Origin of the sequence: Nonomuraea bangladeshensis, from assembly GCF_039529455.1 — a bacterium.
Taxonomy (GTDB): Bacteria; Actinomycetota; Actinomycetes; order Streptosporangiales; family Streptosporangiaceae; genus Nonomuraea; species Nonomuraea bangladeshensis.
This window is the reverse complement of record NZ_BAAAMV010000012.1, coordinates 364,913-376,478: the sequence shown is the minus strand read 5'-3', so window position 1 is coordinate 376,478 and position 11,566 is coordinate 364,913. Positions and strand designations below refer to the sequence as shown.

Annotated in this window: 12 protein-coding genes and 1 pseudogene; 2 read left to right on the top strand and 11 right to left on the bottom strand. The window is 73.4% G+C overall.

Translation table 11 applies throughout. The annotated features are described in order from the left end of the window. Positions 1–371: pseudogene (locus ABD292_RS39075) on the top strand (glutathione-dependent formaldehyde dehydrogenase); the annotation flags it as partial. Between the two features lie 24 nt (positions 372–395). Here ABD292_RS39075 and ABD292_RS39070 read toward each other — a convergent pair. Next, positions 396–518, bottom strand: a complete 123-nt coding sequence (locus tag ABD292_RS39070) for a hypothetical protein (protein WP_344216622.1) — start codon at positions 516–518, stop codon at positions 396–398. 242 nt (positions 519–760) lie between these two features. Beyond that, the gene (locus ABD292_RS39065; RefSeq protein WP_344216620.1) at positions 761–1,279 is read right to left on the bottom strand and encodes a DUF6232 family protein; all 519 of its coding nucleotides are present in this window, start codon (positions 1,277–1,279) and stop codon (positions 761–763) included. A 293-nt stretch (positions 1,280–1,572) separates the two neighbouring features. Here ABD292_RS39065 and ABD292_RS39060 point away from each other — a divergent pair, with 293 nt between their 5' ends. Then, entirely contained in the window at positions 1,573–2,955 is a 1,383-nt protein-coding gene (locus ABD292_RS39060) for a S28 family serine protease (protein WP_344216618.1), read from the top strand. Here ABD292_RS39060 and ABD292_RS39055 read toward each other — a convergent pair whose 3' ends face one another. Genes ABD292_RS39055 through ABD292_RS39015 form a run of 9 tightly spaced genes read right to left on the bottom strand, consistent with a single transcriptional unit; the run spans position 2,956 to position 11,552 of the window. After that, positions 2,956–4,188, bottom strand: coding sequence for an ABC transporter substrate-binding protein (locus tag ABD292_RS39055; RefSeq protein ID WP_344216616.1), 1,233 nt, complete (start codon positions 4,186–4,188; stop codon positions 2,956–2,958). Beyond that, entirely contained in the window at positions 4,185–5,216 is a 1,032-nt protein-coding gene (locus tag ABD292_RS39050) for a branched-chain amino acid ABC transporter permease (protein ID WP_344216614.1), read from the bottom strand. Before ABD292_RS39050 ends, ABD292_RS39055 begins: the two co-directional genes overlap by 4 nt. Continuing rightward, positions 5,213–6,070 carry a branched-chain amino acid ABC transporter permease gene (locus ABD292_RS39045; protein ID WP_344216612.1) on the bottom strand — a complete coding sequence of 286 codons (858 nt, stop codon included), beginning with the start codon at positions 6,068–6,070 and terminating at the stop codon, positions 5,213–5,215. Before ABD292_RS39045 ends, ABD292_RS39050 begins: the two co-directional genes overlap by 4 nt. Positions 6,071–6,074: 4 nt before the next feature. Further along, positions 6,075–6,767, bottom strand: a complete 693-nt coding sequence (locus tag ABD292_RS39040) for an ABC transporter ATP-binding protein (RefSeq protein ID WP_344216610.1) — start codon at positions 6,765–6,767, stop codon at positions 6,075–6,077. After that, positions 6,764–7,525, bottom strand: a complete 762-nt coding sequence (locus ABD292_RS39035; protein ID WP_344216608.1) for an ABC transporter ATP-binding protein — start codon at positions 7,523–7,525, stop codon at positions 6,764–6,766. Before ABD292_RS39035 ends, ABD292_RS39040 begins: the two co-directional genes overlap by 4 nt. Before the next feature lie 9 nt (positions 7,526–7,534). Further along, positions 7,535–8,809: an ABC transporter substrate-binding protein gene (locus tag ABD292_RS39030; RefSeq protein WP_344216606.1), complete on the bottom strand. Its 1,275-nt coding sequence runs from the start codon at positions 8,807–8,809 to the stop codon at positions 7,535–7,537. 1 nt (position 8,810) lies between these two features. Next, a complete protein-coding gene (locus ABD292_RS39025; protein WP_344216604.1) occupies positions 8,811–9,902 on the bottom strand; it encodes a branched-chain amino acid ABC transporter permease in 1,092 nt (363 codons plus the stop codon). After that, positions 9,895–10,785, bottom strand: coding sequence for a branched-chain amino acid ABC transporter permease (locus ABD292_RS39020; RefSeq protein WP_344216602.1), 891 nt, complete (start codon positions 10,783–10,785; stop codon positions 9,895–9,897). The genes ABD292_RS39025 and ABD292_RS39020 overlap by 8 nt, the downstream gene beginning before the upstream one ends. Further along, complete coding sequence (locus ABD292_RS39015; RefSeq protein WP_344216639.1) at positions 10,782–11,552, bottom strand: ABC transporter ATP-binding protein; 771 nt, start codon at positions 11,550–11,552, stop codon at positions 10,782–10,784. The genes ABD292_RS39020 and ABD292_RS39015 overlap by 4 nt, the downstream gene beginning before the upstream one ends. Positions 11,553–11,566 lie beyond the last annotated feature (14 nt).

Genomic DNA, 11,566 nt, shown 5'->3' with positions numbered 1-11,566 from the left:
ATCCGACCCCGGCGATGTACGCCTACGACCGCACCAAGCAGGCCGCCCGGCTGGAGACCGAGCGGCCGTACGTGCTGCGCGAGGCCATCATGGCCTGCCGCAACGGCGGCGTGGTGTCGGTGATCGGCGTCTACGGCGGGTTCGTCGACAAGTTCCCGATGGGCACCGTCATGAACCGTTCGCTGACGATCCGGTCCGGGCAGTGTCACGTGCAGCGCTACATGCGGCCGCTGCTGGACCGGATCCGCTCCGGTGAGATCGACCCGAGCTTCGTCATCTCGCACCGGATGCCGCTCAGCGAGGCGCCGCGCGGCTTCGAGCTGTTCAAGCACAAGCAGGACGAGTGCAACAAGGTCGTGCTCACGACGTAGCCGCCGAGCGCGGGGGAGGAGGCGTCAGCCCCGCCGGCCCTTCTCCCCCGCGTACGCGACCGCCGCCCAGACGGACAGCAGGACGGCGGCGGCCGCGAACACCCACCAGCTCCACGACGCGGTGAGCAGATTGATCAGCGCGCTCACGACCGCCGACAGCACCGCGCAGCCGGCCGCCGCCGCCCCGTTTCTCCGCGATTTCCGGTGCTTTCTTCCGGGCGCTCTTCCGGGCGCTCTTCCGGGCGCCCTTCCGGGCGGTCCCGGAGAAACCGGCTGCGGCGGCTGCGGGGACGACTGGTGTTTCCCGCCGGCCACGATGTCCCCGGTCCCGTGATGCACCGCTTTTCCGATGCTGCCCGGCCCGTATTGGTGGATCTCGTCGCCGCCGTTCATCGCGTCTCGATGTTTCCGGCGCCGTGGTGGGTCGCTTTCCCGATGCTGCCGGCGCCGTACTGGTTGATGACCTCGTTGCGGCCCACGGCGTGGGTGATGTTGAAGGTCATCGGCGGCAGGTCGAGCTTGCCCACGGCGGCGGTGAGATCGGCCGAGAGCTGGTCGATCTCGCCTCGGTCGGTGCCCCAGACGGCCTCGCGCTCGACTCCGGCGGTGCCGATGACCAGGCCGTACACCGGCGGCAGCCGGAGCACCGCCACGAGCCGCCAGATCAGCAGCGCGAGGACGACGACGAGCGCGAGCGTCCAGATGTCGCCCAGCGCCCCCACGAGGACGCCGCCGAAGATCAGGGTGAGCAGGGCGCGGACGACGAATTTCCGCCACGCCGCGCCCTTGTCCGCCACCAATTTCCGCTGTCCGATGTGCGTGATGGTCCGCAGCGCGTAGGTGTCGCTGCCGACCTGCATGACCCCGTCGCGAACCAGCACCTGCACCGGCGCGTATTCAGTTCCCATTGTCCCGCCCCCTTCTGGAGATACGAAGAAATCTATGTTTCGGTGGCGGCCGATGGGCGGATTATTGATAACTAGTTGGATTCATTGGATCGACATTCGCGTAACTGTAAATTCCGAAAAAATAATAAAAGATGAAATGCGGCAATATGTCCGGCGAGGGCTGCGAAGGCGGTCCCGCCTGCGCCGGCGGGAGCTTCTCGGGACGAAACGGGAGAAGTCAACTCTTGCCCTGCGGGAAGATCGCGGGGACACTGCGGTCGGACCCGTGCTCACGTCCGGCTGGAGGCGCCACCGTGCGAAGCCTGCTCCTGACCGTTCTGCTCATCCTGACCGCCGTCACCGCGCCCATGAGCGCGCCGGCCGCCGCGGCGGAGGAGGAGCAGGACCCGCTGGACCAGCTCAGGGCCGTCCCCGGCCTGACCGTGGTGTCGGAGACGCGGCCGGCCGGCTACCGGTTCTTCGTCCTCAGCTACACCCAGCCGATCGACCACCGCGACCCGCGCAAGGGGACGTTCCAGCAGCGCCTCACCCTGCTCCACCGCGCCGTGGACGTGCCCGTGGTCCTCTACACCGGCGGCTACGGCCTGGCCGCCGACCCCGCCCCCTCGCGGACCGAGCCCACCAGGATCCTCGACGCCAACCAGGTCTCCGTCGAGCACCGCTTCTTCCGCTCCTCGCGCCCCGTGCCCGCCGACTGGCGCGACCTGAACATCTGGCAGGAGGCCACCGACGAGCACCGCATCGTCCAGGCGCTCAGGACGATCTACCCGGGGCGCTGGATCCAGACCGGCGCCAGCAAGGGCGGCATGACCTCCGTCTACCACCGCCGCTTCTACCCCGGCGACGTGGACGGCGTCGTGGCCTACGTCGCCCCCGACGACCCGGTCAACCAGCTCGACCGCGACTACGACCGCTTCTTCGCCGAGGTCGGCACCGCCCCCTGCCGGCAGGCGCTGGAGACCCTGCAGCGCGAGGCGCTGCTGCGCCGCGACCGGATGGTCCCCCTGCTGGAGGCGGACGCCGCCCGCAACGGCTACACCTTCACCAGGACGCTCGGCAGCGCCGACCGCTCGTACGAGATGACCGTCCTGGACACGGTGTGGGCCTTCTGGCAGTACTCGACGGTTGCGGACTGCGCCTCGGTGCCGCCCGCCACCGCGACCGACGAGCAGCTCTACGCCTGGATCGACAACGTCGCGTTCTTCGGCTTCTACACCGACCAGGGCCTCGAGTACTACTGGCCCTACTACCACCAGGCCGCCACCCAGCTCGGCTGGCCTGACCTCGCCTTCGCCCACCTGCGCGGCCTCACCCGGTACCGCGGCCTCTACCAGCCCAACTCGGTGCTGCCCGTCGAGCTGCGCGCCCGGCACCAGCCCCTGCCCATGCTCGACGTGGACTTCTGGGTGCGCAGCCAGTCGGAGCGGATGATGTTCGTCTACGGCCAGAACGACCCCTGGAGCGCCGAGCGGTTCACCCCGTCGGGGCGGGACTCGTACCTGTACGTCGTGCCGGGGGCCAACCACGGCGCCAACATCGCCTCCCTGCCCGAGGCCGAGCAGAGGGAGGCCGTCGCGACGCTGCGGCGCTGGGCGGGGGCGACGTCGCTGCTGCGCTCCCCGGGCACCGCGACGCTGCCGGACGACGACATGCTCATCCACCGCCGCCCCGCGTGATCATCCGGCGCGGGTGTCGATCACCCGCCCGAACGGCACCCACCGCTCGCCCTCGAAGCGCGAAAGCTGCTCCGCCTCGATCGGGAAGGCGTCACCCGGCCCGGTGGACAGCGTGATCCCCGGCAGCAGCATGCCGAGCCGGACGTCGTCCAGCCGGTGCGCCGCCGCGCGCAGCGCCTCCCGCGAGGGGCAGCGCATGCTCCGCAGCGTCTTGACGAACGCCTCCGCCGCCAGCCAGCCGAAGACCACCTGCTGGCTGCCGGGGTCGGCCTCGGGGGCGTAGCGCTCCAGCGCCGTCAGATACGTCCGCACGGCCGGGTCGTCGGCCCACTCCGGCGCGGCCGGGTCCTTCTGGAACCCGGCGGTGATCACACCCTGCACCTTGTCGTAGCCGACCGGCTTGAGCACGGCGGGGGAGGCGGCCACGCCGTTCAGTATGTGCAGCGGGTTCCAGCCGGTCATGGCGGCGTCGGCGGCCAGCGCCTGCGCGGCGAACTTCGGCGTGCTCACGTCGAGCAGCACGTCCGCCTTCGACGCGGCGAGGTTGGCGAGCTGGCCCTGCACGCCGGGGTCGGTCACCTCGTAGCCGCGCTCGGCCACGATCCGCACCGAGGTGCCTTCGATCGCGCGGCGGAAGCCGTCCAGCAGCTCGTGGCCGAAGTCGTCGTTCTGGTAGAGTACCGCGACGCGGGCGTGCGGCACCTCCTCGGCGAGGTAGCGGGCGTAGACGCGGGCCTCGGCGACGTAGCTCGGCTGGAAGCCGATCGTCCAGGGGCGGCGCGCGGCCTCGGCCCCCCATGCGGCGGCCCCGGTCGCGACGAACACCTGCGGCACCTTCCACCGGTGGGCGAACTCGCGCACCGCCGCCGTCGAGGGCGTGCCGAGCGTCTGAAACAGCGCGAACACCCGCTCGTGCAGCACCAGCCTGCGGGCCTCCTCGACCGCGCGGGCCGGCTCGTAGGCGTCGTCGCGGACGAGGAAGTCGACGCGCCGCCCGTCCACGCCGCCGTGCCGGTTGACGTGCGCGAAGTACGCGCCCGCGCCCTGCGCCACCGCCGCGTAGGCGGAGGCGGGCCCCGACAGCGGGTAGATCCCGCCCACCTTGACGTGGTCCGCGCCGATGCCGGTGCCGTCCTGGCCCGCGCACTCGCCGGTGAGCACCGCGCCGCCGCCGCCGCCCGTCCGGCACCCCGTCACCAGCAGGAGCATCAGGACCAGCAGGACCCGCCTCATGCCCGCCTCCCCGCCGGGAGCCGGGCGGCCACGGCGGCGGCGGCCCGGCGCAGCAGCCCCGCCAGGCCGGTCGGGGCCGCGTAGACCACCACGACGATGAGCAGCCCGGACACCAGGCCGGGGGCGGCCGGGTCCAGCTCGCGGGCCGCGGCCGGCACCGCCGTCACGACCAGCGCGCCGAGCAGCGGCCCGGCCGGCGTCGCCAGGCCGCCGATCACCGCCCCGGCCAGCAGGGTGATGGACAGGCTCAGCGTGAAGGTGTCCGGCGCGACGAACCCCGTCGTCCACGTGTGGAGGGCGCCCGCCACGCCCGCGTACATCGCGCTCCAGGCGAACGCCCGCGTCAGGTGGGACGCGGCGCGCATGCCGAGCACCTCGGCCGCCGCCGGATGCTGCCGGATCGCGGTGAGCGCCCGCCCGCCGCGCGAGCGCGTCAGGTTGCGGATCCCGGCCACGGCCACCGCCGCCGTCGCCAGCACCAGGAAGTAGATCCACTGGTCGTCGTCGAGCCAGGCTCCGCGCGGCGTGGCCACCGGCATCCCCATCGCGCCGCCGGTGACCTCGGGGAACCGCTTGAGCAGCGGCGGCAGCACCACCGCGACGGAGAAGGTCACCACGGCCAGGTACAGGCCGCGCAGCCGCAGCGCGGGCAGCCCGGCCGCCCAGCCCAGCCCGTACGTGACCAGCGCGGCGGCGGGCAGCGTCACCGGGTACGGCAGCCCCAGCCGCCCGATCATGACCGCCGCCACGTACGCCCCGACGCCGAAGAAGGCCCCGTGCCCCAGCGAGATCTGCCCGCTGTGTCCCACCACGAGGTCCAGCCCGAGCAGCGCCACGGCGTACACCAGCACCAGCGTCACCTGGAACAGCCGGTACGGCGGCAGCACGAACGGCAGCCCCACGGCCGCCACCCCGATCACCACGAGCGCGGCCCGCCGCCACGGCCACGTCGGCCGCCGGTCGCCGGCCGCCAGCCCCACCGCCGGCCGCCGGTGCCCGGTGAGCGCGGCCCCCTGGACGCCGGTCATGCCCGCTCCACCGGAGCCGAGCCGAACAGGCCCTGCGGGCGCAGCAGCAGCACCGCGACCACGATCACCAGCGGCACCGCGATCTTCAGATCCGCCCCGACGAACCCGAGGTACGTGCCCGCCAGCGTCTCGGCGACCCCGACGGCCAGCCCGCCCGCCACCGCGCCGAGCGCGCTGTCGAACCCGCCCAGCGTGGCGGCGGCGAAGGCGTGGACCAGCACCCCCGTCATCATCGAGGGCTCCAGGAAGAGCGCCGGGGCGAGCAGCACCCCCGACAGCGCGCCGACCGCCGCCGCCGCGCCCCAGCCCAGCGCCAGCACCCATCCCACGCGCACGCCCGAAAGCCGCGCCGAGCGGGCGTCCGCCGCGACGGCCCGCATCACCAGGCCGAGCCCGGTACGCCGCACCACCAGCGCGAGCGTCCCGAGCACCGTCCCCGCCACGCCCGCCGCCGCGAGCGCGGCGAGCCCCGGCGGGGCGTCGGGGAACGGGCTCGGAAAGGCCCGCAGCGCCGCCGTCCACACCAGCGTGGCCAGCGCGTTGACCAGCACGTAGAGGCCGATCGTGGTCACCACCAGCGTCACCTCGCCGGCGCCGCTCTCCAGCCTGCGGATGACCAGCCGCTCGGTCACCACGCCCGCGGCGAAGGCGAGCGCCACCGTCACCGGCAGCGCCACCCAGTACGGCATCCCGGACACGACGAGCTGCCAGGCCACGTACGTGGCGAGCATGGCCAGCTCGCCCTGCGCGAAGTTGACGATCCCGGTGAAGCGGTAGGTGAGCACCAGGGCGAGCGCGAGGGCCGCGTACCCCGCGCCCGCGCCCAGCCCTTCCAGGAGTTGCTGGCCGAACACCGGCTCACCACCTCCCTCGGACGCGCCTGGCGGTGATCCGGCCCGCCTCCATGAGGAAGGACCGGTGCGCCACCTCCAGCGCCGCCGGCACGTTGTGCTCGACGATGACCATCGTGGTCCCCTCGTCCCTGTTGATCGCGTGGATGGTGCGGAAGAGCAGGCCCGCCGTCCGGGGGGCCAGGCCGCGCATCGGCTCGTCCATGAGCAGCAGCCGGGGGCGGGCCATCAGCGCGCGGGCGATGGCGAGCAGGCGCTGCTCGCCGCCGCTCAGCGTGCCCGCGGGCTGGCTGAGCTGCGCCCGGAGCACCGGGAACCAGCCGAACAGCCGCTCCAGGTCCTCGCCGGCGCCGCGCCGCGGCCACGGGCGGGCCCGTGCGCCCACCCGCAGGTTCTCCTCGACGGTCAGCGGGCCGAACGTGCCGCCCTCCTGGGTGACGTGCGCGACCCCGAGGCGGGCGATCTCGTCGGGGGCGCGGCCGAGCAGCCGCGTCCCGCCGAGCGTGGCCGTGCCGCGCGCCCGTACCAGGCCGGACAGGGCGCGCAGCAGCGTCGTGCGGCCCGCGCCGTTCGGGCCGAGCAGCACCGCGATCTCGCCCTCCGGCACGGTCAGGTCGACGCCGTGCAGCACGCGGGCCGCCCCGTACTCGGCCCGCAGCCCCCGCACCTCCAGCCCGGCCCCGCCCGTCGGGCCCGTCATGGCGTGACCCCCAGGCAGGCCGCCACCACGGCGGGGTCCCGGCGGACGACCTCCGCCGGGCCGTCGGCGATCTTGTGTCCCCGTTCCAGGCAGACGATCCTGCGGCACAGCGACAGCACGAAGTCCAGGTGGTGCTCCACGACGACGATCGTCAGCCGCAGCTCCGCGTGCAGCCGCCGGATCAGCCCGGCGAACGCCGGCACCTCGGACGGGGCGAGCCCGCCCGCCGGCTCGTCGAGCAGCAGCAGCCGCGGCCCGGACGCCAGCGCCCGCGCGATCTCGACGAGCTTGGTCGTCCCGTACGGCAGCGCCTCGGGCGGATGGTCGGCGTACTCGCCCAGCCCGAACCGGGCCAGCAGCGCGTCCGCCGTCTCCCGCAGCCGCCGCTCCTCGCCGGCCGCCAGCCCGAGCGCCGCCCCCCAGAACCCGGCCCGGCCGTGCCGGTGCGCGCCCGCCATCACGTTCTCCCGCACCGACAGGCCGGGGAACAGCGCCGTGTTCTGGAAGGTGCGGGCCACCCCGCGCCCCGCCACCCGGTGCGCGGGCAGCCGGGCCAGGTCCTCGCCCGCCAGCAGCACGTGCCCCTCCTGCGGCGCGCACCGCCGGGTCAGGCAGTCGAACAGGGTGCTCTTGCCCGCGCCGTTGGGCCCGATGAGGCCGACGAGTTCGCCCTCACCGACGGCGAGGTCCACGCCCGAGAGCGCGGTGACCCCGCCGAAGCGCATGGTGAGCCCGGAGACCTCCAGCAACGCGGCCATGTCGCCGGCTCAGCCCGCCGTGGGGACGGTGTAGCCCTCGGCCAGCTCGGACACGGCGGCCTCCTTGACGAGCGTGGCGCCGCCGACGGCGTCCTTGTCCGGCTTGACGATGTACGACGCGCGCGAGGCGGGCCGGTCGTAGACGCTGAAGTCCATCGGCGTGCCGCCCAGGCCGGCCTCCCACGCCTTCTGCGAGCGGTGGGCCGCGATGATGCCGGCCCGGCTGAGGTCCTTGTTCTCGCACGCCTTGCGCAGGGCGTCGCCGACGATGACGGCCGCCGTCCAGCCCGCCGCCACGCCGCTGTCGAGCGGCTGGCCGGCGTACTTGGCCCGGTAGTCGGCGATGAGCTTCTGGTAGGCGGGCAGCGGCGCGCTGATCGGCGCGCCGGCGGTCACGTAGTAGAAGTCCTTCAGCAGCGCGGGCGCGGCCGGCGTGTCGAGCAGCTGCGGGCTGTAGGCCGAGTTGCTGCCCATGAACGGCACGTCCATCCCGCCGGCCAGGGCCACGCCGACCAGCGAGGCGGCCTGGCGCGGGCCGGCCGAGACCAGCACGGCCTTCACCCCCGCCTTCTTGAACGCCGCCACCTGGGCCGTCATGTCCTGGTCCGTCGCCTTGATCTTCTGTTCGACCACGGTGAGGCCGAGCTTGCCCGCCGCGTACGTGGACCCGGCGAGCGCGCTCTCGCCGTAGTCGCCCTCGAAGTACAGGTGACCGATCTTGTCGCCGGACTTCAGCCCCTTCTCCTTCACCAGGAAGTCCATGCCGTTGATCATGTCCACGTCGTACGTGGTGCCGGTGACCTGGATGGCCTCGCTGCCGAGCAGCCCGGTCGCCCACGCCATCGGGATGGTGAGCACCTTGTCGGCGTTGATCTTGTCCTTGAGCGCGGTCACCATCGGCGAGCCGATGAACTGCGGGATCGCCGCCGTCTTCGGCGCCACCTCGGCGTAGGACGCCATCGCCTTCTGCGCGTCGTAGCCGTGGTCGCGCACGACGGTCTCGATCTTCCTGCCGCAGACGCCGCCCGCCTGGTTGACCTGGTCGAAGTAGAGCTGCTGGGCCTGGGTGAGGCTCTTGCCGAGTGAGGCGTACGGGCCGGTCAGGTCGGTGAGCAGGCTGAGGGTGATCGTGTCGGCGGTCACGCCGGGGCCCGTCTTGACGCCGTCGCCGCCGGTGGCGCTCGCCTGGCCGCCACCGCCGGTGGCCTTGCCGCTGGCGCAGGCGGTGGCGGCCAGCGCCAGGGACACGAGCGCGGCCACGACGGCCTTGCGGTTACTGGACATGTCAGCTCCTGGTCTCGGGGGACGGGGTGGGGTTCGCGGACAGGGGGAGCCGCAGGCCGGGCAGCCGCCGGCGCAGCGAGTGGAGCAGGCCGAGCAGCCCGCCCGGCAGGAAGAGCACGACCGCGACCACGGCCGCGCCGTACAGGAGGCGGGCGGCCTCGGCGGGGGAGACGCCGTCGCCCGAGCCCGGCGCGGCCACCAGCGGCAGCGCGTCGCCGTAGCGGGTCAGCAATTGCGGCAGCAGGGAGACGAAGACCGCCCCGATCACCGCGCCGCCCACCGAGCCGAGGCCGCCGATCACGATCATCGCGAGGTAGTCGAGGGAGAGCAGCATGCCGAAGTAGTCCGGCACCGTACGCTGGAAGACCAGGGCGAGCAGCACGCCGGCGAGGCCGCCGTACATGGACGACAGCACGAACACCCCGGCCCGGTAGCGGGCGACCGGCACGCCCATCACCCCGGCGGCGATCTCGTGGTCGCGGATGGTGTTCATGGCCCGCCCGGGACGGCCGCGCAGCACGCCGCGCGCGAACAGCGCCGCCGCCAGCAGCACCGCCCCGCCGAGGAACCACAGCCGCTCCAGCGCGCCGAACGGCACGTCCATGACGACCAGCTCCGGCGTGTCGGCGAAGGCGAAGCCGAACAGCTCCAGGGGCGGCACCGCGCGGCCGTTGAAGCCGCCCGTCACCGGCCCCGCGTTGAACAGCAGATGCTGGCCCAGGAAGATCAGCGCCAGCGTGGCGATGCCCAGGTAGGCGCCCTTGAGCCGCCCGGCGATCGGGCTGAACAGCCCGCCCGCCGCCCCCGACAGGATCACGGCGAGCACGGCGGCGAGCGGCGTGGGCAGCCCCAGGCCGCCCAGCGCCTCCGTGGGCTCGGCCGCGAAGTACACGTAGGCGTAGGCGCCCACCGCCAGGAAGAACGCGTGGCCCATGGAGAGCTGGCCGGTGGCGCCGGTCAGCAGGTTGATCCCGATCGCGCCGACCGCGGCCGACATCGCGAACAGCCCCGCCTGCAGCCAGAACCCCTCCAGGTAGAAGGGCACCGCCACGAAGGCGGCCAGCACGCAGGCCCTGATCAGATGCCTAGACACGGGCGAGCTCCTTCGTGCCGAACAGGCCCGAGGGCCGCAGCAGCAGGATGGCGATCATGACGAGGAACGGCGCCACGTCGCCGATCCCGCGGCCCAGGAAGGTCAGGTCGTTCTGGTAGCCGGTCATCAGCGCCTCGGTGACCCCGACGACCAGGCCGCCGACCAGCGCGCCCGTCGTGGAGTCCAGACCGCCGAGAATGGCCGCGGGGAACGCCTTCAGCGCCGCGAACGAGGCGCCGCGGTCCAGGCCGGGCGTGGGGAAGACGCACAGGAACAGCGCGGCCACCGCCGCCAGCGCCCCGGCCACCGCCCACGCGCTGAGCGACACCCGGCCGAGCCGCACGCCCATCAGCGCGGCCGTCTCCGGGTCCTCGGCCGTGGCCCGCATCGCCACGCCCCACCCGGTGAACTTGAACGCCAGCAGGAACACCGCGATCAGCAGCGCCGCCGTGACCAGCGCGACCAGCCGGGTCTCGGCCACCGGGACCGGCCCGAGGTGCACCACCCGCGACCCCCACGGGTCGCCCATGGCCAGCACCTCGGTGCCGATCCTGCGGGTCAGCTCGGTCGTCAGCACGATGTCCACGCCGATCGTCACGATCGCGAGCACGCCGTGCGCGGCCGCCTTGGACCGGCGGATGACGAGGAACTCCACCAGCGCGCCGAGCACGGCGGCCACGGCGATCCCGGCCAGCAGCGCGGGCCAGAAGCCGATCGCGCCGTGCAGCCGCGCCACCACGTAGCCGCCGGCCAGCAGCAGCGAGGCGTGCGCGAAGTTCACCACCTCGGTCGCCTTGAAGATGACGACGAAGCCGAGCGCGATGAGCGCGTACACGGCCCCGATGGAGATCCCGTTGACGAGCAGCTCCAGGAACGTGATCACGAGCCCTCCCCGGTGCCCAGGTACGCGCCGACGACCTTCGGATCGTTCTGGACCTCGGCGGGCGGGCCGTCGGCGATGCGGCGGCCGAAGTCCAGCACGGTCACCCGGTCGGCGAGGCGCATGACCATGCCCATGTCGTGCTCCACCAGCAGGATCGAGATCCCGAGGCTCTCCCTGACCGAGACGATCAGCTCGGCCATCTCGACCCGCTCGCCGCTGTTCATCCCGGCCACCGGCTCGTCGAGCAGCAGCAGGCGCGGCTCCATCGCCAGGGCGCGGGCCAGCTCCACCCGTTTGCGCACCCCGTACGGCAGCAGCCCGACCGGCGTGCCGAGCAGGTCGCCGAGCCCGACGAACGCGGCGATCTCCGCGACCCTCGCCTCGTGGGCGCGCTCCTCGCGGCGGGCGCGGGGCAGCCGCAGCCCGGCCGCGACGAAGCCGGCGCGGGTGAGCCGGTGCCGGCCGAGCAGCAGGTTGTCGCGCACCGGCAGGCGGGGGGAGAGCGCGATGTTCTGGAAGGTGCGGGCCACGCCGAGCGCCGCCACCTCATGCGGGCGCAGCGCGGTCAGCTCGGTCCCGCCCAGCCGGACGCTGCCCGAGGTGGCCCGGTAGACGCCGGACAGCACGTTGAAGCAGGTGGACTTGCCGGCGCCGTTCGGGCCGATGAGCGCGTGCACCGTGCCGGGCTCGACGGTGAAGCTGACGCCGTCGAGCGCCGTCAGCCCGGCGAAGCGGACGGTCACGTCACGCACCTCCAGCGGCGGCATACCGCCCGGTCGGT

Bases quoted from the DNA above. Each gene is read 5' to 3' on its own strand.
- ABD292_RS39065 (WP_344216620.1), bottom strand. From the start codon at position 1,279: ATGGGAACTGAATACGCGCCGGTGCAGGTGCTGGTTCGCGACGGGGTC.
- ABD292_RS39055 (WP_344216616.1), bottom strand. From the start codon at position 4,188: ATGAGGCGGGTCCTGCTGGTCCTGATGCTCCTGCTGGTGACGGGGTGC.
- ABD292_RS39040 (WP_344216610.1), bottom strand. From the start codon at position 6,767: ATGACGGGCCCGACGGGCGGGGCCGGGCTGGAGGTGCGGGGGCTGCGG.
- ABD292_RS39035 (WP_344216608.1), bottom strand. From the start codon at position 7,525: ATGGCCGCGTTGCTGGAGGTCTCCGGGCTCACCATGCGCTTCGGCGGG.
- ABD292_RS39030 (WP_344216606.1), bottom strand. From the start codon at position 8,809: ATGTCCAGTAACCGCAAGGCCGTCGTGGCCGCGCTCGTGTCCCTGGCG.
- ABD292_RS39015 (WP_344216639.1), bottom strand. From the start codon at position 11,552: ATGCCGCCGCTGGAGGTGCGTGACGTGACCGTCCGCTTCGCCGGGCTG.
- ABD292_RS39050 (WP_344216614.1), bottom strand. From the start codon at position 5,216: ATGACCGGCGTCCAGGGGGCCGCGCTCACCGGGCACCGGCGGCCGGCG.